This is a genomic window from Kineococcus sp. AC630 (assembly GCF_979255925.1).
This window is the reverse complement of record NZ_CEEDMJ010000015.1, coordinates 69,182-93,089: the sequence shown is the minus strand read 5'-3', so window position 1 is coordinate 93,089 and position 23,908 is coordinate 69,182. Positions and strand designations below refer to the sequence as shown.

General features: G+C 71.8%; 24 protein-coding genes. 16 read left to right on the top strand and 8 right to left on the bottom strand.

Annotation, left to right across the window (positions count from 1 at the left end; all coding sequences use genetic code 11):
- Positions 1–8: 8 nt before the first annotated feature.
- Together AC0I8G_RS16720 and AC0I8G_RS16715 are read right to left on the bottom strand one after the other, a co-directional pair.
- Positions 9–857: a DUF4097 family beta strand repeat-containing protein gene (locus AC0I8G_RS16720; protein WP_471730933.1), complete on the bottom strand. Its 849-nt coding sequence runs from the start codon at positions 855–857 to the stop codon at positions 9–11.
- Positions 858–888: 31 nt separating this feature from the next.
- Positions 889–1,383 (bottom strand): histidine kinase, encoded by a 495-nt coding sequence (locus AC0I8G_RS16715; RefSeq protein WP_471730932.1) that lies wholly within the window; start codon positions 1,381–1,383, stop codon positions 889–891.
- A 67-nt stretch (positions 1,384–1,450) separates the two neighbouring features.
- On the opposite strand from AC0I8G_RS16715, the gene AC0I8G_RS16710 reads away from it, so the two are divergent.
- Positions 1,451–2,065 carry a TetR/AcrR family transcriptional regulator gene (locus tag AC0I8G_RS16710; RefSeq protein ID WP_471730931.1) on the top strand — a complete coding sequence of 205 codons (615 nt, stop codon included), beginning with the start codon at positions 1,451–1,453 and terminating at the stop codon, positions 2,063–2,065.
- Between the two features lie 21 nt (positions 2,066–2,086).
- On the opposite strand, the gene AC0I8G_RS16705 is transcribed toward AC0I8G_RS16710, so the two are convergent.
- On the bottom strand, positions 2,087–3,184 hold the full coding sequence (locus AC0I8G_RS16705) for a Gfo/Idh/MocA family protein (RefSeq protein ID WP_471730930.1): 1,098 nt from the start codon (positions 3,182–3,184) through the stop codon (positions 2,087–2,089).
- Positions 3,181–3,921, bottom strand: a complete 741-nt coding sequence (locus AC0I8G_RS16700; protein ID WP_471730929.1) for a sugar phosphate isomerase/epimerase family protein — start codon at positions 3,919–3,921, stop codon at positions 3,181–3,183. Before AC0I8G_RS16700 ends, AC0I8G_RS16705 begins: the two co-directional genes overlap by 4 nt.
- Before the next feature lie 108 nt (positions 3,922–4,029).
- On the opposite strand from AC0I8G_RS16700, the gene trmB reads away from it, so the two are divergent.
- Positions 4,030–4,740 carry a tRNA (guanosine(46)-N7)-methyltransferase TrmB gene (gene trmB / locus AC0I8G_RS16695; RefSeq protein ID WP_471730928.1) on the top strand — a complete coding sequence of 237 codons (711 nt, stop codon included), beginning with the start codon at positions 4,030–4,032 and terminating at the stop codon, positions 4,738–4,740.
- Positions 4,741–4,746: 6 nt separating this feature from the next.
- Here the strand turns inward: trmB and AC0I8G_RS16690 are convergent, their stop codons facing one another.
- Positions 4,747–5,889, bottom strand: coding sequence for a glutathione-independent formaldehyde dehydrogenase (locus AC0I8G_RS16690; protein WP_380261147.1), 1,143 nt, complete (start codon positions 5,887–5,889; stop codon positions 4,747–4,749).
- A 145-nt stretch (positions 5,890–6,034) separates the two neighbouring features.
- Complete coding sequence (locus AC0I8G_RS16685; RefSeq protein ID WP_471730927.1) at positions 6,035–6,601, bottom strand: manganese efflux pump MntP; 567 nt, start codon at positions 6,599–6,601, stop codon at positions 6,035–6,037.
- 199 nt (positions 6,602–6,800) lie between these two features.
- On the opposite strand from AC0I8G_RS16685, the gene AC0I8G_RS16680 reads away from it, so the two are divergent.
- The 4 genes from AC0I8G_RS16680 to AC0I8G_RS16665 all read left to right on the top strand — a co-directional run bounded on the left by AC0I8G_RS16680 (position 6,801) and on the right by AC0I8G_RS16665 (position 11,201).
- On the top strand, positions 6,801–7,427 hold the full coding sequence (locus AC0I8G_RS16680; RefSeq protein ID WP_471730926.1) for a LysE family translocator: 627 nt from the start codon (positions 6,801–6,803) through the stop codon (positions 7,425–7,427).
- Positions 7,417–8,625: an MFS transporter gene (locus AC0I8G_RS16675; RefSeq protein ID WP_471730925.1), complete on the top strand. Its 1,209-nt coding sequence runs from the start codon at positions 7,417–7,419 to the stop codon at positions 8,623–8,625. Before AC0I8G_RS16680 ends, AC0I8G_RS16675 begins: the two co-directional genes overlap by 11 nt.
- Before the next feature lie 9 nt (positions 8,626–8,634).
- Positions 8,635–9,588 carry an LLM class flavin-dependent oxidoreductase gene (locus AC0I8G_RS16670; RefSeq protein ID WP_471730924.1) on the top strand — a complete coding sequence of 318 codons (954 nt, stop codon included), beginning with the start codon at positions 8,635–8,637 and terminating at the stop codon, positions 9,586–9,588.
- Positions 9,589–9,767: 179 nt separating this feature from the next.
- Entirely contained in the window at positions 9,768–11,201 is a 1,434-nt protein-coding gene (locus AC0I8G_RS16665; protein ID WP_471730923.1) for an HNH endonuclease signature motif containing protein, read from the top strand.
- A gap of 21 nt (positions 11,202–11,222) precedes the next feature.
- On the opposite strand, the gene AC0I8G_RS16660 is transcribed toward AC0I8G_RS16665, so the two are convergent.
- Together AC0I8G_RS16660 and AC0I8G_RS16655 are read right to left on the bottom strand one after the other, a co-directional pair.
- Positions 11,223–11,807 (bottom strand): GNAT family N-acetyltransferase, encoded by a 585-nt coding sequence (locus tag AC0I8G_RS16660; RefSeq protein WP_471730922.1) that lies wholly within the window; start codon positions 11,805–11,807, stop codon positions 11,223–11,225.
- Between the two features lie 12 nt (positions 11,808–11,819).
- Complete coding sequence (locus tag AC0I8G_RS16655) at positions 11,820–13,004, bottom strand: ROK family transcriptional regulator (RefSeq protein ID WP_471730921.1); 1,185 nt, start codon at positions 13,002–13,004, stop codon at positions 11,820–11,822.
- Positions 13,005–13,227: 223 nt separating this feature from the next.
- Here AC0I8G_RS16655 and AC0I8G_RS16650 point away from each other — a divergent pair, with 223 nt between their 5' ends.
- Genes AC0I8G_RS16650 through AC0I8G_RS16605 form a run of 10 tightly spaced genes read left to right on the top strand, consistent with a single transcriptional unit; the run spans position 13,228 to position 23,907 of the window.
- Positions 13,228–14,520, top strand: coding sequence for an extracellular solute-binding protein (locus AC0I8G_RS16650; RefSeq protein ID WP_471730920.1), 1,293 nt, complete (start codon positions 13,228–13,230; stop codon positions 14,518–14,520).
- A 39-nt stretch (positions 14,521–14,559) separates the two neighbouring features.
- Positions 14,560–15,546: a carbohydrate ABC transporter permease gene (locus tag AC0I8G_RS16645; RefSeq protein WP_471730919.1), complete on the top strand. Its 987-nt coding sequence runs from the start codon at positions 14,560–14,562 to the stop codon at positions 15,544–15,546.
- Positions 15,546–16,421, top strand: a complete 876-nt coding sequence (locus AC0I8G_RS16640) for a carbohydrate ABC transporter permease (RefSeq protein ID WP_328295065.1) — start codon at positions 15,546–15,548, stop codon at positions 16,419–16,421. Before AC0I8G_RS16645 ends, AC0I8G_RS16640 begins: the two co-directional genes overlap by 1 nt.
- 42 nt (positions 16,422–16,463) lie before the next feature.
- Positions 16,464–18,257 (top strand): family 20 glycosylhydrolase, encoded by a 1,794-nt coding sequence (locus AC0I8G_RS16635; protein ID WP_471730918.1) that lies wholly within the window; start codon positions 16,464–16,466, stop codon positions 18,255–18,257.
- Positions 18,258–18,260: 3 nt separating this feature from the next.
- Complete coding sequence (locus tag AC0I8G_RS16630; protein ID WP_471730917.1) at positions 18,261–19,217, top strand: ROK family protein; 957 nt, start codon at positions 18,261–18,263, stop codon at positions 19,215–19,217.
- A 9-nt stretch (positions 19,218–19,226) separates the two neighbouring features.
- A complete protein-coding gene (locus tag AC0I8G_RS16625) occupies positions 19,227–20,516 on the top strand; it encodes a glycoside hydrolase family 125 protein (protein ID WP_471730916.1) in 1,290 nt (429 codons plus the stop codon).
- Positions 20,517–20,531: 15 nt separating this feature from the next.
- The gene (locus AC0I8G_RS16620; protein WP_380157855.1) at positions 20,532–21,374 is read left to right on the top strand and encodes a carbon-nitrogen hydrolase family protein; all 843 of its coding nucleotides are present in this window, start codon (positions 20,532–20,534) and stop codon (positions 21,372–21,374) included.
- A gap of 52 nt (positions 21,375–21,426) precedes the next feature.
- Complete coding sequence (locus AC0I8G_RS16615; protein WP_471730915.1) at positions 21,427–22,263, top strand: amidohydrolase family protein; 837 nt, start codon at positions 21,427–21,429, stop codon at positions 22,261–22,263.
- A gap of 10 nt (positions 22,264–22,273) precedes the next feature.
- Positions 22,274–22,828: an MSMEG_0572/Sll0783 family nitrogen starvation response protein gene (locus AC0I8G_RS16610; RefSeq protein ID WP_471730914.1), complete on the top strand. Its 555-nt coding sequence runs from the start codon at positions 22,274–22,276 to the stop codon at positions 22,826–22,828.
- Positions 22,828–23,907: an MSMEG_0568 family radical SAM protein gene (locus AC0I8G_RS16605; RefSeq protein ID WP_471730913.1), complete on the top strand. Its 1,080-nt coding sequence runs from the start codon at positions 22,828–22,830 to the stop codon at positions 23,905–23,907. The genes AC0I8G_RS16610 and AC0I8G_RS16605 overlap by 1 nt, the downstream gene beginning before the upstream one ends.
- The last annotated feature ends 1 nt before the right edge of the window (position 23,908 follow it).

Sequence of the window (23,908 nt, the reverse complement as noted above, 5' to 3'; positions counted from 1 at the left end):
CAGGCGGCTCACCCGACCGCGGCGGCCCGGCGGACGAGGATGTCGCCGTGCCCGCTGCGCAGGTGGAGTGCGACGCTGCGGTCGTGGTCCTCGGGCGCGTCGCGGGAGGTCAGTTCGCTCCGCACGGTGCCGTGCCGGGACTCGGCGTCCAGCCACGCGGCCGTCCCGGCGGGAACCCCGACCTCGATCCCCTCGTAGCTCGTCGTCATGCGCGCGCCCGCGCCCAGGAGTTCCCCGACGCGGACCACGCCGTAGGCGCTGGCGGCCTCGACCGAGGCCAGCGCACGACCGACGAACAACCCGCCGGACAGCTTCGCCGTGAGCGGACCCTCGACGGTCCCGAACTCCACGTCGCCGTGGGTCCCGCGCAGGGTCGTCGTGCCGGTGACCCGCCCGATGCGGGTCCGGCCGTGACCGGTCCGCGCGTCGAGGTCGCCGTCCACGGTCCCCACCTCGACGACCCCGTAGGGGGTCTGGAGGTGCAGGTCCCCGGTCCGCTCGATCGTGGTGTCCCCGTAGGCGACCTCGAACCGGCTGCGGCCCAACGATCCGCGCACCACGACGTCGCCGTAGCGGGACCGCAGCTCGACCGCGGAACCCGTCGGGAGTTCGACGTGCACGTCGACGGACTCGGTGCGGCCGAAGACCCGGTTGCGCCGCGGGACGACCACCCGCAGGCGGCCGTCGCTGAACTCGGTGCGGCTGTCCGCCGCCAGGGCGACGTCGGCAGGACGCTGCGGATCGCTGGGGGCGATCTCGACGCGGGTCCGCGGGAGGTCTCCGGCGACGATCACGACGCGGGCGACCCCGACGTCGATGGACGCCGCGATGGCGTCGGGAGTTTCGTAGGTGGACACACTGCACCTCCGGGAGTGGGGGCTGGACCGGCTACCCGACCCAGCCGTGGAAGGAACCACCGCTCGACGCCGGTGGGCGGCGATCGCCACCGACCGGCGCGTCGACGGCCGAGCTGACGGCCCGGACGAGCCAGGCGTTGACGCTGAGCTGTGCGGCGGCCGCGGACGACTCCACCCGGGCCTTCAGGTTCTCGGGCAGGCGCAGCGTGGTGCGGGAGGTCGCCCCCTCGTCGCCGGTCTCCTCGGTGACGGGAGCGGCGACGGGAGCGGTGGTGGGGGTCGCGACGGGCGACGTCACGACGAACTCGGGCGATCGCCCGCGCAACCGGAGTTCGACCCCGCCGGGGACGAGGTCCCGGGAGACCTCGCCGACGGCGTCGCTGAGCGCCTCGAGCAGCGCCAGCCGGACCGCGGCGTCCAGCGCCGCGGCGAGCCGTTCGACCGGCACCCGGAGCTCCTCGCCCCCGATCCCGGCCGAGGCGAGGAGGTTCTCACGCACGCTGTCGACGTAGGGATCGAGCTCCATGACGTCATGGTGACACCACGATGACACCACCGCAAGACCCCAGCGGCCGTCGCCGTAGCATGTCCGCGTGGCAGACAGCGCGGACGACGCCGAGGTCGAACTCCGCACTCCGGTCCGTCCGTACCGCAAGGGCGTCGAACGCCGCCAGCAGATCCTCGACCGGGCCATCGAGCTCTTCGCCGAGCACGGGGTCGACGGCGCCTCGATGCGTTCGGTCGGGGACGCGATCGGAGTCTCCCACACGGCGCTGCGGCACTACTTCGCGTCGCGGGACGAACTCCTCATCGAGGTCTACCGCGCCCACGAACAGCAGGTCGAGGGTGAACCCGAGGAGGACGGCGTCGGTGCCGTCGAGGACATCGCCCGCAGCGCGGACCGCAACCGCGAGGTTCCCGGGTTGGTGCAGCTCTACTCGACCCTGACCGCGGACGCGCTGCAGCAGCAGCACACCGCGACCCGGGAGTTCATCGACGAACGGTTCCGGAGGGTCCGGGAGGACCTGGTCCACCGCATCCGGGAATCCCAGGCCGCCGGCCGCACGCCGGCGGACATCGACGCGACCGACGCCGCGTCGCTCGTCATCGCCGCCTCCGACGGCCTCCAGGTCCAGTGGTTGCTGGACCCGGAGACCGTCGACGTGCGCCGTTCCCTGGAACTGCTGGAACGGTTCCTGCCGGGCTAGGGCAGGGTCAGGGCCTCGACGTCAGAGGGTCGACGCCGAGGGGTCCCAGTCCTCGGCCAGCGGCGCGACGGGCGCGACCGTCGAGGTGATCTCGACGGCGTTGCGGGTGGCGGCCGCGTCGCGGACGGCGAGCAGCACGTCGAGGACGTGGGCGGCCACCGCACCCGAGGCGCGCTCGGTGCCACCGGTGCGGATGGCCCGCGCGAGGTCGAGGACACCGGAACCCCGACCGAAGGTCGAACCCACTGCGGTGACCGTCTCGGGTTCCTGGGAACCGTTGCGCCACAACGTAGAATCACCCTCGAAGGTGTTCGGGTCGGGCAGCACGATCGTGCCCTCGGTCCCGTTGACCTCGACGAACCCCATCCGCGGCAGAGCGTGCTGGAAGGAGAACGTGGACTGCGCCGACTGCCCACCGTCGAACTCGATGAGCGCGGCGTGGTGGGTCGGGACCTCGACGGGGAACGTCTCCCCCGCCCGCGGGCCGGTCGCGATGGTGCGCGTGGCCACCGACCGCGACGACACGGCCTGGACCCGGCTCGCGGACCCGAACGCGTGCACCAGGGTCGTCACGTAGTACGGCCCCATGTCGAAGAGCGGACCCGCGCCGTGGGCGAAGAGGAAGTCCGGGTTCGGGTGCCAGGCTTCCGGCCCCGGGACGTGGAACATCGTCGTCGCCGACAGCGGCTGCCCGATGTCGCCTCGGGCGATCGCGCGCAGCGCGGTCTGGATGCCCGCCCCCAGCACGGTGTCCGGCGCGCAGGCGACCCGCAGGCCGGCCTTCTCGGCGTCGGCGAGCAGCGCCAGCCCGGACTCGGCGTCGAGGGCGAGGGGCTTCTCGCTCCAGACGTGCTTGCCGGCGGCGATGACCTGACGGCCGACCTCGGCGTGCGCGGCCGGGATCGTCAGGTTGACGACGATCTCGACGTCGTCGCGGGCGAGGAGTTCCTCGACCGTCCCGGACGCCGCCACCCCGAACGCCTCGGCCTGCGCGGCCGCGCGGTCCAGGGCGATGTCGGCGACGAAGCGGACCTCGACGTCGGGGAACTTCGTGAGGTTCTCCAGGTACTGGGTGGAGATGTTCCCCGCCCCGATGATGCCCACACCGACGCGGCTCACCGGTCGTTCTCCTTCAGCCAGGCCAGCGACTGCGCGATGCCGTCGAAGACGTCGCCGGCGTAGGCGTCGAACTCCACGACCCGCAGCGCCTGCGGAGCCGCGGCGAGGATGGCGGCGACGTCGACGTCACCCTGGCCCGCGGGCTGCTGCAGCGAGGTGTCGGTGCTCTTGGCGCCGTCCTTGACGTGGATGAACCGCACGCGGTCCCCCAGGGCCTTCAGCAGGGCCGGGGTGTCGGCGCCGCCGACGGTGGCCCAGAAGGTGTCGACCTCGAGCACGACGGCGGGTTCGAGCTGGTCGGCGAAGAGTTCCAGCACCGGTCGGCCGTCGACGGTGTTCTCCAATTCCCACTGGTGGTTGTGGTAGCCGAAGTCCAGGACGTACTCGTGGGCCAGGGCGCTGAGGGTGTTGACCCGTTCCGCGAGGCGCGCCACGTCGTCGGCGCTCTGCCAGCGCTGCGTCGGGACGAACGGGTCGATGACGGTGGTGATCCCGAGCGCGTTGGCGGCCTCGAAGATCGCCTCCGGGGTCTCGGAGTCGATGACGGCCGCGTGGCCGGACGGGGCGCTGACGCCGGCGGCCTTGAACGCGGCCGCGTAGTCGGCGGTGCGCTCGTGGAAGCCGTACGGCTCGACCTGGTCGAAGCCGATCTCGGCCAGACGGGCGACGGCGGCGGTCAGGTCGGACTGGACCGCTTCGCGGACCGAGTACAGCTGGACGGAGGGTTTCCGGGACACCTCAGGACTCCTTCGTTCTGTGGACGGTGGTGGCTCGCGCCCGATGGTACACGTCGAACTTTCCAGTGGAAGGTATTGGTGGGCCTCCCGATGCCGGATGATGGAGGCGTGCCCTCGACCCCCACCGACGCCTTCGCGACGCCCGGTCCCCCGGACGACACGAAGCGCTCCTACAAGATCCGCCGCGGCCGGATGGGCATCACCCGCCAGGTCGCCCTGGACAACCTCACCGAGCGCTACGCGGTCCCCGAGGGAGAAGGCCCGCTGGACCTGGCCGCCCTCTTCGGGGCGGAGGTTCCCGTCGTCCTCGAGATCGGGTTCGGGATGGGGGCCAGCACGCTGGCGATGGCCGAGGCGGACCCGGGGACCGGCGTCATCGCCTCCGACGTGCACACCCCGGGGGTGGCCGGTCTGCTGCTGGGGCTCGACGAGCGCGGCCTGGACAACGTGCGGGTGCTGGAGGCCGACGGCCGCCAGTTCCTGCACCAGCGCATCCCCTCCGGCAGCCTCGCCGGCGTCCGGGTCTACTTCCCCGACCCCTGGCCCAAGCCCAGGCACCACAAGCGTCGACTGGTCGGCCCGGACTTCGCGGCCCTGGTCGCGGACCGCCTGGCCCCCGGCGGTCTCCTGCACTGCGCGACCGACTGGGAGCCCTACGCCGAGCAGATGCTCGCCGTGCTCTCCGCGGAACCGGGTCTGGTCGTGGAGACCGCGGGCATCGACACGCGTCCGGACTGGCGTCCGATCACCGGGTTCGAGGCCCGCGGCCTGCGCCTCGGCCACCGGGTGACGGACCTGCTGGCCCGCCGCCCGGTCTGAGTCAGCTCACACGCCGGACGGGTGCAGGACGACCTTCGTCCAGCCCTGCTCGCGCTGGTCGAACTTCTGGTACCCCTCCGCCGCGGCGGTGAGGTCGAGCTCGTGGCTCACGATGAACCCCGGGTTCGCGACACCGGCCGTGATGAGGTTGCGCAGCTTCACGTTGTAGGCCTTGACGTTGCACTGACCGGTGCCCATCGTCTGACCCTTGAACCAGAACGTCCCGTAGTCGAAGGCGATCTTCCCCTGCCGGGACAGTTCGTCCTTCGCGCCCGGGTCCTGCGGCAGGTAGATGCCCACCACGCCGATGCCGCCGGTCGCCTTCACGACCTGGACGAGCTGGTTGAGGACCATCGACGCGTCCTCCTCCCCGCTCGTGTCGTGGGCCTGGTAGCCGATGGCGTCGACCCCGCGGTCGGTCCCCCGGCCCCCGGTGGCGTCCATGATCTGCTGGACGGGGTCACCGGCGGAGTAGTCGATCGGGGTGGCGCCGGCCTTCTCCACGAGCTTCAACCGGTCGGGCTTGGCGTCGACGACGAAGACCTCCGCCGCACCGGCGATCCGCGCGCTGTAAGCCGCCATCAGCCCGACGGGGCCCGCACCCCAGACCACGACGGAGTCGCCGGGCTGGAAGCCCGACAGCTGCACCCCGTGCCACCCGGTCGGGAAGATGTCCGACAGCATCGTGTAGTCGAGTTCCTTCTCCGTCCCGGCCGGCAGGACGAGGGCGTTGAAGTCGGCCCACGGGACCCGCAGGAGTTCCGCCTGCCCCCCGGCGTACTCCCCCATCGCCGCGAACCCGAACGCGGCACCGGCGGTACCGGCCTGGTTGGCGCGCAGGCAGAACCCGGTCTTGCCCGCGACGCAGGTCTCGCACGTGCCGCAGCCGATGTTGAACGGCAGGCTGACCCGGTCCCCGACCTTGATCCGGTCGACGCCGGCGCCGACGGCCTCGACGATCCCCATGTTCTCGTGACCGAGCACCCGCCCGGTCTCCATGTCCGTGCGTCCCTCGTACATGTGCAGGTCGGAACCGCAGATGTTCGTCGAGGTGATGCGGACGACGGCGTCGGTGGGTGCTTCGATCCGGGCGTCGGGGACGTCCTGGACCGAGACGTCGAACGCGCCGTTGTAGACGAGTGCCTTCACTGGAACCTCCTGGGTGGTGGTGCGGTGCTGCGTGTTGGGGCACCAGGGAGTCCACCGGGTCTCGAGTCCTCCGCGGTTCCCCTGGTGCTCCTCGACCGTAGGAGCGGACTCCGGGGAACGCTCGTTGAACGCGCAGCCACCCCGTTCAGAGGACGCCGAGGTGGTCCAGCAGGACCCGCACCCCGATCACGACGAGGACGAGGCCGCCGGCGATCTCGGCGGGCCTGCGGAACCTCACCCCGGCCCGGTGACCGATGCGCACACCCAGCAGCGAGATCGCCGCGGTGACGACCCCGATGAGGATCGAGGCGGGGACGATCGAGACGTCCAGGAACGCGAAGCTGATGCCGACGGCCAGGGCGTCGATGCTCGTCGCCACCGAGAGGACGAGGAGCTCGCGCAGCTCGATCCCCTCCGCGTCCGCCTCGTCGTCGGCGCCGGAGGTGATGGCCTCCCACAGCATCTTGCCGCCGATCAGGCTCAGCAGACCGAAGGCGATCCAGTGGTCCCACGCGGTGATGTAACCGCGGAAGCCGCGCGCCAGCAGGTACCCGACGACCGGCATCAGCGCCTGGAAGGTCCCGAAGGCCAGCGCGATCGAGACCGCGTCCCGCCGGGTGAGCCTGCGCAGGTGCAACCCCTTGCCCAGGGCGACGGCGAAGGCGTCGGCCGAGACACCCAGGGCGATGAGCAGCAACGTCGGGAAGGACACGGCGCCAGCATCGCACAACGGAACGGAACAGCCTGCAGCCGAACGGTTTTCGCGGTTGGAGGAACTCTCGCGGCCGGTGTCCCGGCGACCGCGCCCGAGGACGGCCACCCTCGGGAGTTCGCCGCACCGAACCCCGATCACCGCGTCGCCCCTCCGGGCGTGGTGGCCGACGCCCCTCCGGGCCGTGTTGGATGAGCCGGTGACACTCGAGTCCGTCCTGGCGTTCTGCGCCCTGTGCCTGCTCCTCGAACTGACCCCCGGGCCGAACACGTTCCTGGTGCTGCGGCACAGCCTGCACGGTGCCCGCACGGGCGTGGCGACCGCGCTCGGGTCCGCGGTGGGGGCGGTGGTCTGGGCCACCGCCGTCGCGGTCGGTCTCGCGGCACTGCTGGAACGGTCGGCGCAGGCCTACCAGGTGGTCAAGGTGCTGGGTGGGCTCTACCTCGTCCACCTGGGGGTCCGCACGTTCGTGCGGAGTCGCCGGGCCGCGCGGGGCGACGGTCCCGCGCTGGACGGTGAGCACGGGGTGGGACTGGCCCGGGCCTGGCGTTCCGGCCTCGTCTCCTGCGTGCTCAACCCCAAGGTGGGTCTGTTCTTCCTCGCCGTCGTCCCCCAGTTCGTCCCGGCGGGGAACACCGTCCGGGGCACGCTTCTGCTCGGCGCGCTCGAGGCGGTCGTCGCCCTGACCTACCTCACGGTGCTCGCGCACGTCGCCGCCCGCGCGGTCGGCTGGATCCGCCGCCCACGGGTCACGAGAGCGCTGGACCGGATCAGCGCCGCGGTCCTCACCGCGTTCGGCGTCGGCACCGTCGTCAGTGCCCGCTGACGTGGCGACGCAGCAGGGTCTCCGCACCACGCGCTGGCGGGCGTCGCTCGTGGCCGCCTTCGCGTGCAGCGGACTCACGATGGCGAGCTGGGCGTCGCGGACCCCCGCGATCCGCGACCTCGTGCACGCCAGCACGGCTCAGATGGGTGTCGTCATCGCCGGCATGTCCGTCGGCTCGATGGTCGGGATCGCGATCGGTGGCGGCTACGTCGCGCGGTCGGGCGCTCGCGCGGTCGTCCGCACCGGACTGCTCACGCTCTCCTGCGGGACGGCCGTCGTCGCCGTCGGGGCCACGGTGGGCTTCGGTTGGCTGGTGGCGCTGGGACTCGCGGCCATCGGCTTCGGGATGGGGTCCGGGGAGATCGCGCTGAACGTGGAGGGGATCACCCTGGAGGCCGCCGTCGGGCGCACCGTGGTCCCGAGCCTGCACGGCAGCTACAGCCTCGCGTTGTGCGTGGGCGCGCTGCTGGGGCTGCTGGCCACGGCCAGCCACCTCCCGGTGCTCGTGCACCTGCTGGGGATGGCGGTGCTGACCACCGCGACGACGGTGTGGCTGGTGCAGGGGCTCCCCGCCGCCACCGGCGTCGAACCACGCGGTGCGCGCCCCTTCGCCCTCGTGGACGCGGTGCGGAGCTTCCTCGGGGTGTGGCGGGAGACCCGCACGATCGCGATCGGGGTGATCGTGCTCGGGATGGCGCTGGCCGAGGGGTCGGCGGGCGACTGGCTGCCGCTCATCGTCGTCGACGGTTTCGGTCTGAGCGCCACGACGGGAGCGCTGGTGTTCGCCTCCTTCGGCGGCGCGATGGCGGTCGGCCGGTTCGGCGGCGGCTGGTTCCTCGACCGGTTCGGCCGGACGCCGGTGGTGCTGGCCTCCGCGTGCTCGGCCGTCGTCGGGATCGGGCTGGTCTCCTTCGCCCCGGGCATCGCCCTGGCCGTGCCCGGGGTGCTGCTGTGGGGTCTCGGAGCGGCCCTCGGTTTCCCCGTCGCACTGTCCGCCGCCGGTGACGATCCGGTCGGGGCGGCCCGCCGGGTGAGCGCCGTCGCGACGGCGGGCTACACCGCGTTCCTGGTCGGACCACCGGTGCTGGGGTTCGTGGGCCAGCACGCCGGGCTGCGGTCCGCGATCCTCGTGGTGCTCGTCACGGTCGCGATCTCGGCGTTCTTCGCCCGGTCCGTGGCCCGACCCGCCGACCGGTAGGTTCGGGACGTGCACACCGGTGTGACCCTCCCCCGCGACCTGCCCGTCGCCGACGTCCTCCCCTTCGCCCGCCGCGCCGAGGAGCTCGGGTTCGACACCCTCTGGGTGATCGAGGACCTCGGGTTCCGGGGCGGGTTCGCCCAGGCCGCGGCCGCGTTGGCGATCACCAGCCGGATCCACGTCGGGCTCGGCATCGCCCCCGCCGCAGCGCGGAACCCGGTGTTCACGGCGATGGAGGCGGCCACCCTCGCAGACCTCTTCCCCGGCCGCTTCACCCTCGGCCTGGGCCACGGGGTCCCCGGCTGGATGCGCCAGGCCGGGGCGTGGGGGGCGAGCCCCCTCACCTCGTTCACCGAGCACGCCACCGCCGTCCGACGGTTGCTGCACGGGGAGACGGTCACCCTCGACGGCCGCTACGTGCACCTGGACGGGGTCCGCCTCGAATCACCGCCGGCCGTGCCCCCCGCCGTCGCCGCCGGCGTGCGCGGACCGAAGTCGCTCGCGATCTCCGGTGAGCACCTCGACGCGACCCTGCTCGCCGAACCCGTCACGCCCGAGTACGCCCGCGCCGCCCGTTCCCAGATCGGCGACGCGCCCGGCCACCGGTTGATCGGCTACGAACTCACCGCGGTCCACGCCGACCCCGCCCGGGCGCGCGACCTGGTCCGTCCGGGGCTGGTGTGGGTCGGCGCTCCCGACGCCGCCGCCCACGTCGCCCCCTCCGCCTACGCCGAGGAACTCCACGCGCTGCGCGCCGAGTGCGCCGACGCCGAGGAGTTCACCCGCCGCCTGCCGGACGAGTGGGTCGACGACCTGGCCCTCGTCGGAACGCCCGAACGCATCCGTTCCCGGATCGCGGAACTCGAGGCCGCCGGACTGGACGAGGTGTCGTTCTTCCCCGTCGGCGAGGACCGTCTGGGCGCCCTGGACTCCCTCGCCACGATCCTGCCGCTCCAGCGGTAGGCGAGGAATCGCCGGGACGCTCCGGCGCGGGCCCGTGCTGTTCGCCTCCGCACAGCGGTTCGCCGTCTGGAGGTCGAGCGCCGGATCCATCAAGAGCGGCATCTGCATGACTCAGTGAAAACGTTGCAGCACAGAGCGTTTGTCTTGTTCGAAAGGCTCGAACAGGGTAGAATCAGGACATGACGGCAGCGCTCGCGGAGCGAACGGAAGAGGCCCCCACCGGCGTCGCCTTCGGCCTCCCCGGCAAGTACCGCCGCTTCGCCGACGCCGCCCACGCCCTCTTCTACCTCGGCGTCGCCGACGCCGTCACCATGGTCCACGACTCCCCCCACCCCGACCTCGACCAGCTCGAAGACCGCGGGGTCACCATCACCGGAACCGGCGTCGACCGCCGGGAGGCTGCCGTCGACCTCGTCGCCGAGGAGTACTCCCGCGACGAAGGCATGGACTTCGACCGCGCCCGCGCCACCATCCACAACGCCTGGCGCAAAGGCCACGACCACCGCACCCTCTGGCAAGCCGTCGCCGACGGCAGTGTCACCCGCTACCAAGCCCGCACCATCGAAGACCACGCCGAACGCCTCGGCGCCCGGATCGCCACCCTCACCGAAGAGATCGACCCCGACGGACGCGTCACCTCCGTCCACGCCGAGGAGGACGAGAAGCTCCTCCAAGGAGAGGACTACACCGCGGCCCTGCAGGACTACCTCACCGACGCCGTCCACCACGCCCAAGCCGGCCTGACCGGACGGAAACTCGGCATCAAGTGCTCCCGGAAGGTCAGGGAGCTGACGCCCGGCTACGAATCCGTCGTCCTGGAGAAGAACGACGACCCTCGCGGACTGGGACACACCCCCTGCGAAGACGGCCTCCACAGCCACCTCGGGTTCATCGCCCCCACCGCCTTCGCGTTGCGGTTGATGGCGCACACCAACGCCGCCGCCGACCAGGCCGCCGACGCGGCCAAGAAGGCCGGTATCGTCGACACCCGCTCCCACGGGCAGCGCGTTCGCGACGTGATCGTCGACATGCTCACCGACGCCCTGGACCGCGCCGTCCCCGCCCTCTCGGATCCCACCACACCTGCCACCGCTGATTCACCCGCGGTGATCGGACGCACCCACCGCCCCGCCACGTCCGTCCAGGTCCACGTCCGCATCGACGCCACCACCCTCCTTGGCCTCGACGACGACGAAGCCACCGTCGACGGCCTCGGACCGGTCCCGGCCCACGTCGCCCGAGAACTCGCCACCAGCGCCGGTGCGATGTGGCGGAAAGTCATCGAATCCCCCGGCACCCGAGACGTCATCGACGTGGGCGCGAAGGCCTACGCCATCACTGACGCCATGCGCCGCTTCATCACCGCACGCGATGAGTACTGCCAAGCGCCCGGCTGCCACGTCCCCGCCGTCAACTGCGACCTCGACCACGCCATCCCCTGGCCGGAAGGTCAGACCACCGCGAACAACCTCCGCGCGTACTGCCGGGGCCACCACCGCTTCAAGACCCAGTACGTCTTCGAAGCCACGAAAGCCCAGCAAGCCCGGATCGCGTCCCGAATCGGAAAACCCACCGAACTCTGGCCGAGCCTGCCCGACCATCCCCCGTTCTGAGACACGACAGACCCGCAACGGTCACGCTGCGGGGCCGGACGTGCGTCCCACCCATTCACTCGCGAGCAGGGCGTACCCGACGCTGTCGACCCACCCGAGGTCACGGTGCAGGGATTCGCCGACGCAGTAGGACTCCTGACGCATCCCAACCCGCTCGGCGAGCCGGCACGAGGCCTCGTTGTCCGCGAAGGCGTTGGCCGTGACGCGGCGCAGGCCGAGGTCCGAGAAGCACGTCCGGAGCGCCTCCCGCACCGCCTCGGTGGCGAACCCCTGGCCGGTCGCAGCCGGCGCGAGGGCCCACCCGAGTTCCGCCTGCACACCCCGGCCACGGTCGCGCACCTCGCGCTGGGCCCACGCGTCCTCGACCTTGACCATGAGATCGCCCACGACACGACCCTCGTGCTCGACGACGAGCTGGTCACGCAGCCGCGGGAGCAGGATCGCGTGGAAGTCCGCGCGGTCCTGCGCGTGCCACGACCCCCAGCGGCTGACCTCGGCCAGGCGGCGGTAGCTCCACAGCGCGTCCTCGTCGGCGGCGGTGGCGCGGCGCAGCAGGAGTCGCTCGGTGTGCAGCGGCCAGGTGACGGCCTCGAGGGGTTCGCTCACCGCCCCAGCCTCTCAGCTGAAGCCGAACTCCCCGAAGAGGACGAGGGCGGCGGCGCCCTGCAGCACGCCGTTGGCGCCGAGCTCCGCCATCCGCACCTGCGGCGCTCCGGCGTCGGAGGGGAGGCACGTGGCGTCCACGGTCTCGCGGGCCGCCTCGAGGAGGGGGCCGTCGAGCAGCTCTCCCGGTCCGGTGAGGATGACCTCCTCGAGGTCGAGGGCGGCGACGATCGGGGCCAGCACCGCCCCCAGGCGACGACCGGCGTCACGCAACGCCGTCCGCCGCCGGGCCGGGGTCCGCCCCTCGAGGATCCGCGCCAGGTAGGTCGGGGCCACGATCGTCTCGAGGCAGCCCCGCCGGCCGCACTCGCAGGGCTCGCCCTTCGGGTCCACCGTGAGGTGGCCGATCTCCCCCGCGGCGAGGCGGTGCCCGCGGACGAGACGGCCGTCGAGGACGAGTCCCGCCCCGACGCCCTGACCGACGACGACCGTCATGAACCCGGACGAGGACGCTTCGCCGTAGGTGAACTCGGCGAGGGCCGCGGTGTCCGCGTCGTTGGCGACGTGGACGCCCACCCCGAGGGACGCGGACAGGCGCTGCGCCAGAGGCAGGCCCGTCCAGCCCAACCGGGAGGACTCCACGACGCCCCCCGTCTCGTCGACGATGCCGGGGGTCCCGATCCCCACCCCGACGACCCGTTGCCCCGCGGCGGCCATCACCTCGCGACACAGTCCGTCGAGCGCGGTGACGGCATCCTCGCCGCGGAGGCCGGTGAAGTCGGTGGTGCTCTCGCTGACGATCGTCCCCGACAGGTCCAGGACGGCGATGCGGGCGGCAGGCAGCCGCTGCAGGTCGACGGCGACGACGTGGTGCTCCGCCGAGCGCAGCCCCACCATCATGGCGGGCTTGCCGACGCGTCCCTCCGGCCGCAGACCCAGCTCGGCGACGAGCCCGTCGGTCAGCAAGTCCGCCACGATCTCCGAGACCGTCACCCGGGTGAGGCCGGTGGCCCGGGCCAGGTCGGCGCGCGACACCGGCCCCTCGTGGAAGAGGAGCCCCAGCACGACGGAGCGGTTGTGCGCGCGGGCGTGCGAGGGCAGGACCTTCGCGCTGGGCCGCAGGCCCCGTGTGGAGGCGCGCCACCGCGTCGGGTGCGGCGTCGGGTGCGGCGTCGGGACGGGCACCGCGGGGAGGGTCACCCGATTAGTTTCCCCTACCTACGAATCTCCCGGCAAGTCCCCTTCACGAGATGGGCAGGGAGGGTTACATTCTTGTTAAGCAGGTGTCCTAACACTTGTCATGCGAACGCCGGGGTGTCGAGACTCAACGCAGAGTCGAACGCTCGCCGCCCGTCCAGCACACCTGCTCGACCACCAGCACCGTCCTGCACCGTCGCTCCGGACCTCGAAAGGTTGCCGCCCCATGAACCTCACCCGGCGATCCCTGCTCGCCAGCGCCTCCGGCGCCGCCCTCCTCGGCGGCCTCGCCGCCTGCGGCGGCGACAGCTCCTCCTCCGGCACCTCCGGCGGTGGTGGGGACAGCAAGTCCCTCACCGTCTGGTTCATGCAGGACTCCGTCCCCGACGAGACGCAGGCCGCGCTGAAGAAGGCGTTCGAGGCCGAGAACGCCGGCGCCACCCTGAACATCCAGGTCCAGCAGTGGGACGGCATCGTCTCCAAGCTGCAGACCAGCCTCGCCAGCAAGGACGAGAGCCCCGACGTCGTCGAGTTCGGCAACACCCAGGTCGCGCTGTTCTCCTCGGTCGGCGCCCTGCTCGACATCTCCGACATGGAGGACGAGCTCGGCGGCAGCGACCTCATCCAGAGCTTCATCGACGCGGGTTCGTGGGAGGGCAAGCTCTACGCCACCCCGATGTACGCCGGGGCCCGCGTGTACTACTACCGCAAGGACCTGTTCGCGGCGGCCGGCATCGCCGTCCCGACCAGCCTCGACGAACTCGTCGCCGCCGCGAAGGCCCTGAACACCGCGAACCCCGAGGCGAACCCGGACTTCTCCGGCATCTACTTCCCCGGCGCGGACCCGCACACCAACGAGGGCTGGTTGTTCACCCACGACGGCCAGTACGCCGAGAAGGACGGGGACACCTGGAAGGGCATGCTCTCCGACCCCGGCTCGCAGGCCGCCCTGGCCCAGGTCCAGGACCTGATGCTCAACGCCACCAAGTACGCCCTCGACTCCAACGAGAACGTCCAGGCCGCCTACCAGTTGTTCAACGACGGCAAGATCGGCATGTACAGCGCCCTGAACGTCGCCTCGTCCAAGATCGACCAGGCCATGTGGGACGCGGACAAGGTCGGCGTCCTGGCCCTCCCGGGTCTGACCCCGGGCAGCATCGGCAAGACGTTCTCCGGGGGCTCGAGCCTGGGCATCTCGGCGAACAACCACAACGTCGACCTGTCGAAGTCGCTCATGAAGCTGATGTACGGAGACGACTTCATGACCGACATGGCCAAGGTCGGCGGCTGGATCCCCGGCCGCACCTCCTTCGCCTCCGCGCTGACCGGCCCGACCGGTTCCATCGCCCAGGAGATCATCGAGAACTCCGTCCTCACGCCGAACTCCCCGCAGTGGGGCGTCCTCGACGGCAACAACGTCCCCCGCGACTTCTGGGTGCGCATCGCCAAGGGCGAGGACGTCAAGACCGTCGCCGCCGACGTGGACAAGACCATCGCGGACGCGCTCAACAAGAGCTGACCCGAAGAGACCCCGAGGACCAGCAGGAGGAGAACCGTGGTGTCCGATCAGCTCAGCGCCGGCGTCAGCAGCGCACCGACCCTCGCCCCGGGGGTTCCCGCCCCGGGCCGGGGCCGGCCTCGACCGCGGCGTCGTCGCAGCTCGCTGGTGGTCCCGTACCTCCTGCTGGTCCTGCCCGTCGTGCTCGTGGTCGTCTCCCTCGGCTACCCGATGGTCAAGCAGTTCATCATGTCCTTCCAGGAGTTCGGGCTGGCCCAGCAGTTCGGCCGTCCGCCCGCGTGGGTGGGTCTCGACAACTACACCCAGATCCTCACGGACTCCTACTTCTGGACCGTGGTCGCGCGCTCCGTGGCGTTCTGCGCGGTCTGCGCCGTCCTCACGATGGGGGTCGGCATCGCGCTCGCGGTCCTGATGCAGCAGCTCTCGGTCGTCCCGCGCATCGTGCTGCAGATCGCCCTGGTCCTCGCCTGGGCCATGCCGCCGCTCGCGGCTCTGACCGTCTACAAGTGGCTGGTCGAACCGCGGTACGGGTTGCTGAACTGGATCCTCACCTCGATGGGCCTGGAGAGCTTCCGCGGCTACTCCTGGCTCGCGGGCAGCCCGTGGAGCTTCTTCGCGATCGCCGCGATCGCGGTCATCTGGACGTCGGCGCCGCTGGTGACGCTGTCCACCTACGCGGCCCTCAACCAGGTCGACGAGGAGGTCTTGGAGGCCGCTCAGCTCGACGGCGCCAACGGCTGGACCCGGCTGCGTTCCGTGGTGCTCCCGATCATCCAGCCGGTCGTCCTGCTGCTCTTCATGCTGCAGATCATCTGGGACCTCAAGGTCTTCACCCAGATCAACGTGCTGCAGTCCAGCGCAGGCAACAACAAGGCCACGAACCTGCTCGGCACCTACGTCTACGAGACCGGCATCAGCGGCGGGAACTACGGCGTCGCCTCGGCCCTGGCGACCGTCATGCTGCTCCTCGTCCTCGTCCTGACCTTCCGGTACATGCGGACCCTCATGAAGCAGGGAGACCTCTGATGGCAACGGCCACGGAAACCCCCCGACTGTTCGACACGACCCGGTCGGCCAAGAACAAGCACCGCGCGGTGTGGAACGTCGTGGCGATCGTGCTCGCCCTCATCTGGGCCTTCCCGATCTACTGGATGATCAACTCGGCGCTGATGCCGGCCGACCGGCTGCGCGACACGCCACCGCTGCTGGCCCCGATCCACCCGAGCGTCCACGCGTTCCAGCAGATCTTCCACGACTCCCTGTTCTGGCGGTCGCTCGGTTTCAGCGCCGCCGTGACGTTCCTGGCCGTGGCCGTCTCCCTGCTGGCCGCCGTCCTCGGCTCGGTGGCGCTGAGCCGGTTCTCCTTCGTCGGTCGCCGGGCGGTCCTCGTCGGGGTCCTCGTCGTGCAGATGATCCCGGCCGAGGCGCTCTTCATCTCCCAGTACCGGATGCTCGACGGCTGGGGCATGCTCGGTTCCGTGCCGGGCCTGTCGCTGCTCTACGTCGGCCTCATCGTCCCGTTCACGGTGTGGATGCTGAAGGGTTTCGTCGACGGGGTCCCCGTCGAACTCGAGGAGGCGGCCATGATGGACGGCTGCTCGCGGTTCGGCGCGTTCTTCCGGGTGACCGTCCCGCTGCTCGGGCCCGGTCTCGTCGCGACGGGCGTCTTCGGCTTCCTCGTCGCGTGGAACGAGTTCACCCTCGCCTTCGTGATCCTCGCCTCGGGCGACCGGCTGACCCTGCCGGTCTGGCTGAAGACGTTCTCCTCCAACCTGCAGGAGACCGACTGGGCCGGTGTGATGGCCGGTTCGACCCTCGTCGCCGTGCCCGTCCTCATCGTCTTCATCCTCGTCCAGAACGCCATGACCAAGGGCATGGTCGCCGGCGCCGTCAAGGGCTGACACCCGCCCTCCCCGAACCACCCACGACCTGGAGCTCCTCCCGTGCCTGTCACCCCCTTCCCCCGCCCGAAGAACCTGTCGGTGCAGACCGGCGTCGGCCCGGCCGTCGACGCCCCCGTGCGCGTCGTCCTCGACGCCTCTGTCCCAGCCCAGGGTTTCTCGCTGGAGACCTCCGCGGAGGGGGTCACGCTCACCCACTCCGACGCCGCGGGTCTGCGCTACGGCCTCGCCGCGCTCGACCAGCTGCGCGCCGACCGCGACTTCGCGACGACGAGCTACTCGATCACCGACCACCCGGACTTCCCCGTCCGCGGTTTCATGCTCGACATCAGCCGCGACCGGGTGCCGACCCGCCGCACCCTGGCCCGTTGGGTCGAGGTCCTCGACCTGGCCCGCATCAACTCCCTCGAGCTCTACACCGAGCACACCTACGCCTTCACGGGCCAGCAGGCCGTCTGGCAGGACGCCTCCCCGCTCACCGCGGAGGACCTGCAGTGGCTCGACGCGCTGTGCGCCGCGAAGGGCATCGAACTGGTCTGCAACCAGAACACCCTCGGACACATGGAACGGTTCCTCAAGGTCCCCGAGCACCTCAAGCGGGCCGAGAACGAGGACGGGTTCACGATGCGCGGCCAGCACCGCCCGCCGAGCACCGTCGAGCCGACCTCCGAGAACGCCGCGTTCGTGCAGGAGCTCCTCGAGGACGTCACCCCGAACTTCCGGACCAAGCGCATCAACATCGGTGCCGACGAACCGTGGGAGCTCGGCCAGGGCAAGAGCCGCCAGCGGGCCGAGGAGGTCGGCCTGGGCACGGTCTACTTCGACTACGTCACCGAGGTGATGCAGCCCTGGCTGGACCGCGGCTACACCGTGGAGTTCTGGGCCGACGTCTTCGGCGACCACCCCGAACTGATGGACAAGGTCCCCGCCGGCGCGATCCCCGTCGTCTGGCAGTACGACTCCCCCAGCCTGCTGGCCGAGGTCGTGGACGCCGCGCAACCGGACCAGGTCCAGGAGTGGCGCAGCCTCGGGGTCGACGTCACCAAGCTCCGCGACGGGTTCCGCGACCGCGCCAAGCTGCTGCTCGACGCGGGCATCCCGTTCTGGGTGGCCCCGGGCGCCAGCAACTGGAACTCGCTTCTCGGCCGGTGGGAGAACGCGCTGGGGAACATGGTCGACGCCGCCGAGGTCGGCCTGGCGAACTCGGCGCAGGGGTACCTGAACACCTCCTGGGGTGACCACGGGCACTGGGACCCGCCGTCGGTCGCCTTCGGCCCGGTGCTGTTCGGCGGCGCGGTGTCGTGGTCGCTGGAGAGCAACCGCGACCTGGACGTCGCCGAGGTCCTCGACACGAGGCTGCTGCTGGACCCGCAGGGGGTGACCGGCGACGTCCTCGTCCGGGCGGGGAAGGTCTGCCACGTCCTCGGCACCCCGGTGCTCAACGCCTCGCCGCTGGTGCTCGCCCTGCGCGAGACCGACGACCTGGCGCCGTGGGCCGTGCCGAGCGCGGACGCCCTGACCGCCGCGCAGCGGATCCTCACCGACTGCCTGCTCGACCTGCGCACCGCGGAACCCGCCGCCTCCGACGGGGACGTCGTGCTGCGCGAACTCACCCAGGCGCTGCGGCTCAGCGAGTTCGCCGTCCGCGTCCTGCAGGCCCGCGCCAGCGACGGTTCGTTCGAGGCGACCGCGGCGGCGCGCATGCTCCCCGAACTCGACGACCTGCTCGAGGAGCAGCGGGCCTGCTGGCTGCTGCGGTCGCGTCCGGGTGGGCTGGCCGACAGCCTCGCCGAGTTCTCCTCCCTGCGCCACGCCCTGCTGCGTGCGGTGAGCTGACCGGTGGCCGTGCTCACGCCCCGGCGAGCCGAGCTCCGGGGCCCGCGGGCGAGCGTGCGCGTCGGCCTCGACGTCGGTGGGACGAAGATCGACGGGGTGGCGCTCGGTCCCGGGGACGAGGTCCTCGCGACGGCGCGCCGCCCCTCCCCCGGGGGCGTCGTCGACGTGGTGTCGACGGTGGCCGCCCTCGTGGCGGACCTGGTGGGCGACTCGCCCCTGCCCGTGGCCGGCGTGGGGATCGGGATCCCGGGACTCGTGGACCCGGTGGCCGGGACCGTGCGCAGTGCGGTGAACCTGGGGTTCGGCCCGGAACGGGTGGCGCTGGCCGACCTGGTCAGCCGCGCGGTCGGTGGTGTTCCCGTGGTCGTCGAGAACGACGTCAAGGCGACCGCCCTCGGCGCGCACGCCGTGCTCGGCGGCGACCTGACCCTGGTCTCGCTCGGCACCGGCCTCGCGGCGGCGATCGTCGTCGACGGTCGGGTGCTGCGCGGATCGAGCGGCGCGGCCGGCGAGATCGGCCACCTGGCGCTGGACCGGGACGGTCACCTCTGCGGCTGCGGGCAGCGGGGTTGCCTGGAGACGATCGCCTCCGGTGCCGCGCTGCGGCGCGAGTGGCCGCACGGGGACGAAGGACGCTCCGCCGTCCACCTGTTCGCCGCGGCCGAGGCCGGGGACCCGGCCGCCGTCGGCGTCCGCGACCGGTGGGCCGCAGCCGTGGCCCTGACCGTGCGCACCCTGGCCCTGACCGCCGACTCGGGCACCGTCGTCCTGGCCGGAGGGGTCGCTACCCTCGGGGACCCGTTGCTGCGCAGCGTGTCCGCCGCGTTGCAGCAGCAGGCGGCGGGTTCGCCGTTCCTGCGCGGGCTCGCCCTGCACGACCGGCTCGTCCTGCTGCCCGGGGACCGTCCCGTCGCGGCCATCGGGGCGGCGAACCTGTGGCGGGTGGAGGCCGCGCGCTAGGTTGCGCGCGTGAGCGAACTGCTGCCGCAAGGCCTCGTCGACGACCTCAGCGCAGAGGTCTCGCGACGCGCGGGGGAACGGGTGGGCGCGATGTTCGCCCGGGCCCTGCGCGAGACCGTCGACCGCACCCCGACCCTGCGCCCCGACGGGTCCGTCTTCGTCGTGACGGGCGACATCCCGGCCATGTGGCTGCGGGACTCGACGGCGCAGTGGCAGGCGTACCTGCTGCTGCTGGACCGGGCGCCGGCGCTGGCCGACGTCATCGCGGGGGTGCTGCGCACCCAGTTCACCTCGATCGTCCACGACCCCTACGCCAACGCCTTCAACGACGGCCCGACGGGCGCCTGCCACGAACCGGGTGACCTCGGCGACGACCCCTGGTTGTGGGAACGCAAGTACGAGGTCGACTCCCTGGCCTTCCCGGTGCTGCTCGCCCACCGGTTGCGCCGGGCGACCGGGCGCGACGACGTCCTCGGGCACGACGCGGCCGCGGCCTGCCGGGCGATCGTCGACCAGTGGCGCCTGGAACAGGACCACGAGGAGAAGTCCCCCTACCGCTTCGTGCGCCCCACCGACGAGCGCAGCGAGACCCTCGACCGCGACGGCCTGGGCACTCCGCTCGGCCGCACGGGCATGACCTGGTCGGGTTTCCGGCCCAGCGACGACGCGTGCGAGTACGGCTACAACGTCCCGGCGAACCTCTTCGCGGCCCGAGCCCTCGACCACGTGGTGACGTTCGCCCGCGAGGTGTTCGACGACCCCGCGCTCGCCGCGGACGCGGAGACGCTGGCCGCGGAACTGCGGGCGGGGGTCGAGGAGTTCGGGGTGGTGGAGCACCCGGTGCACGGACGGGTCTGGGCCTACGAGGTCGACGGTCTCGGCGGCGTCCTGCTGGCCGACGACGCGAACACCCCCAGCCTGCTGTCGCTGCCCCTGCTGGGCGCGTGCGCGGCCGACGACCCGCTCTACGTCGCGACGCGGGCCCTCGTCCTGAGCGAGGCGAACCCGTGGTTCCACCGCGGGACCGCGGCGACCGGGATCGGCAGCCCGCACACCCCCGACCGCTACGTCTGGCCGATCTCGCTGGCCGTGCAGGCCCTGACGAGCGGCGACCCCGACGACCGCGTCGCGACGCTGCAGCTCATCGCCGACACCGACGACGGGACCCTGCACGTGCACGAGGGCTTCCACGTCGACGACCCCTCGCAGTGGACGCGGGAGTGGTTCTCCTGGGCCGACTCGATGTTCTGCGAGCTCGCGTTGTCGTTGCTGGGCGAGCACGTCGCCGCGTTCGACTGAGGCGGGGCTCCTGACGTGTCCCACCCCGTCCGCGTCGCGGCGGTGGCCGCCAACTTCGGCCCCGACCTCGAGCGCGGTCTCGCGAAGGCGCTGGGGATCGTCGCCGAGGCGCGGGCGTCCCGGACCGACCTGCTGGTGCTGCCGCACGGCACCCTGGGCGGCTACCTGCCGGACCTCGTGGACATCGACTCCGCGCAGGTCCCCCCGGCCCTGGCCGCGGACGACCCCGTGTTCGAGGTCCTGCGGCAGGCGTGCGGACCGTTGACGGTGTGCCTCGGCTACACCGAGGTCGAGGAGGTCCACGGCACCCCCGTGCAGCACCCGGCGGCGGTCTGCCTCAGCGGGGACGGGGTGCTGGGCCGCCACCGCAAGGTCCACCTGCCGCCCGGCGAGGCGGAGCTGTACGCGGCGGGTGACCGGCTGGCCGCGTTCGACACCCCCGTCGGCCGGCTGGGGATGCTCATCGACTTCGACAAGACCTTCCCCGAGGCCGCGCGCACCCTGGCCCTGCAGGGCGCGCAGGCCATCGCCTGCCTGTCCGCCTGGCCGGCGAGCGTGACCGACCGCGCCTCACGGCTCCCCCAGGACCGCCAGTCGCGCCTCTTCGACCTCTACGACTGCGCCCGGGCGGCGGAGAACCAGGTCGTCTGGATCTCCTCGAACCAGACCGGCATGCACGGCTCGCTCCGCTTCCTCGGTCAGGCCAAGGTCGTCGGCCCCGGGGGCGACGTCCTGGCCCGGACGGGGTCCAAGGGCGGCCTGGCCGCGGTCGAGGTCGACGTCGAGGCCGAGGTCGCCCGGGCGCGGCGCACGCTGCACCACCTGGACGAGCGGCGCAGCGACGTGTACGAAACCTGAACGTGTTCCAGGTGTAACCAGCACGAAACAGTTAGGGCGTGAACTATGTCCCGTGCCGAACACCCCGAGCACCACGACGTACGACGCGCACCGTCACCTCGGACGGTTGCCGGCGTACCCCTTCTACGGGGGCCCGCCGGTCAACCCCGACACCACGGCCCGCGACCAGATCGCGGACCTGCTCGCCGACCTCGACCGTGAGGGCACGGCCCGGGCCCTCCTCCTGCCGAACTACGGCGTCCCGGTCGCGGCGGCGTCCTTCGCCCTGAACGACCTGGTCCTCGAGACCGCGGCGAAGGACGACCGGTTCCTCTGCGGGCTGTGGACCTCGCCCCGCGCCCAGGACGCCGAACTCACCGACGCCGCCCTGGCCCTGGCCGGGGAACGTGGGGTGGTCGCGCTCAAGACGAGCTTCCTGCTCGGTGGCGGGGTGGACGACCCGACCTCGCAACCGCAGATCGAGAAGATCTTCGGCACGGCCCGCGAGCGGAACCTCGTCGTGCACGTGCACACCTCCCCCGGTGCGGCCTCGGACATCGACGAGGTGGGGAAGCTCGTGGAGCGCTACGGCGACCACGTCCGCATCCACCTCGTCCACCTCGGCGGCGGGATGAGCGCCCACATCAAACTCATCGGTGGCCGGTTCTTCGACTGGATCGAGGCCGGCAAGCAGGTCTACACCGACACCAGCTGGGCCATCGGCTTCGCGCCCCGGTGGCTCGCGCAGGAGATCGAACGGCGAGGGGTCGGCGCGGACCGCGTCCTCTTCGCCAGCGACGAACCGTGGGGCGACCACGCGGGCGAGCTCGCTCGCCTGCAGGCGGCCTCGGGGAACTCCGAACTCGTCCGGATGTTCTTGCAGGACAACTACTCCACCCTCTACGGCTGAGGAGCCAGACATGACCACGACCACCACGACGTCGACCACCGGCACCGCGATCGACGAGCAGATCAAGGCGAACATCGCGAAGTCGCTGGCCGAGGTCCCGCACCCGAGCAAGGCGAAGGGCGAGAACCTCTACGGTTCCACCAAGGTGTTCCCCGACTACCAGGCCGAGGGCGGTGAGACCTACTTCACCCTCGTACACGGCATCGCCCACGAGTCGTCGGTCAGCTTCGTCGCGGTCCTGCAGGCCACCCGCGCGCTGCGGAAGGGTTTCGACTCCGCCATCTACTTCTACGGTCCCGGCTCGATGAACTGCATCGACACCCGCGGTTTCCCGACCGTCGGGGACTCGGGCTTCCCGGGTGAGCAGAACATCAACGGTTCGCTGGCGACGTTCATCGCCGAGGGTGGCACGGTCTACTGCTGCCGCTTCGGCCTGGCCCTGCACGGCAACCGCGAGGAGGACCTCATCGAGGGCGTCATCCCCTGCCACCCGCTCGACGTGCAGGACGCCCTCATCCACTACGCCCGCAAGGGCGCGATCATCAACTCGACCTACAACCTCTGATGTCCTGCCCGGACAGGGTCGCCACGCGTGCCGACGTCGCGATCCGGGGTGTCCGGCTGGCCACGCCCGTGCGCCGCACGGGTGGGGCCGGCCCCAGCGACGACGGCCACGTGGTCCTGGACGGGTTCGCCTCCGCGATCCCCCGGCGCGCCGACAGCCCCTACCTCGTCCGTGACGGGCGGTTGCTCATCGAGCGGATGGGGTCGGTCACCGACCTCGGCATCGAGGTCGAGCCCGTGCGACGGCCGCGGTTCTACGACCTGGAGACCGCCGACGGGACGAACTACGAGAAGATCGCGAAGCTGCACGGGAAGGACGTCCTCGCGACGACCGTCGTGCAGACGTGCTCCCGCTACGCACCGGAGAACCGCTGCCGGTTCTGCGCCATCGAGGAGTCCTTGAACTCCGGCGCGACGATCGCGGTCAAGACCCCGGCGATGCTGGCCGAGGTCGCGGAGGCCGCGGTCCGCCTCGACGGGGTCAGGCACGTCGTCATGACGACGGGGACCTCGACCGCACCGGACCGGGGGGCGCGGCACCTGGCCCGGTGCGTCCGGGCGATCGTGGAGGCCGTTCCGGGACTGCCGGTCCAGGTGCAGTGCGAACCCCCCGCCGACCTCGCCACGATCACCGAGCTCAGGGAGGCCGGGGCGTCGTCGATCGGCATCCACGTCGAGTCCCTCGACGACGGGGTCCGCCGTCGGTGGATGCCCGGCAAGTCGAGCGTCCCGCTGGCCGAGTACTGGGCGGCGTGGACCGAGGCGGTCCGGGTGTTCGGGCGCAACCAGGTCTCCACCTACCTGCTGGTCGGGCTGGGTGAGGACCCGGACGAACTCGTCGCCGGGGCGCAGCGTCTCGTCGAGCTCGGGGTCTACCCGTTCGTCGTCCCGTTCCGGCCGCTGGCCGGCACCCTCGCGGTGGACGAGGACGGGGCCGCCGCACCCGATCCGGCCGTCCTGGCGGACGTCTCGCGCCGGGTCGCGGAGGCGTTGCAGGCCGCCGGGATGCGCGGGTCGGACCAGATGGCCGGCTGCGCCGCCTGCGGCGCCTGCTCGGTCCTGCAGAACCTCGGCGCGTAGG

Coding starts and splice junctions, on each gene's coding strand:
- AC0I8G_RS16715 (WP_471730932.1), bottom strand. CDS start 1,383: ATGGAGCTCGATCCCTACGTCGACAGCGTGCGTGAGAACCTCCTCGCC.
- AC0I8G_RS16665 (WP_471730923.1), top strand. CDS start 9,768: ATGACGGCAGCGCTCGCGGAGCGAACGGAAGAGGCCCCCACCGGCGTC.
- AC0I8G_RS16640 (WP_328295065.1), top strand. CDS start 15,546: ATGGCAACGGCCACGGAAACCCCCCGACTGTTCGACACGACCCGGTCG.
- AC0I8G_RS16610 (WP_471730914.1), top strand. CDS start 22,274: ATGACCACGACCACCACGACGTCGACCACCGGCACCGCGATCGACGAG.
- AC0I8G_RS16605 (WP_471730913.1), top strand. CDS start 22,828: ATGTCCTGCCCGGACAGGGTCGCCACGCGTGCCGACGTCGCGATCCGG.
- AC0I8G_RS16650 (WP_471730920.1), top strand. CDS start 13,228: ATGAACCTCACCCGGCGATCCCTGCTCGCCAGCGCCTCCGGCGCCGCC.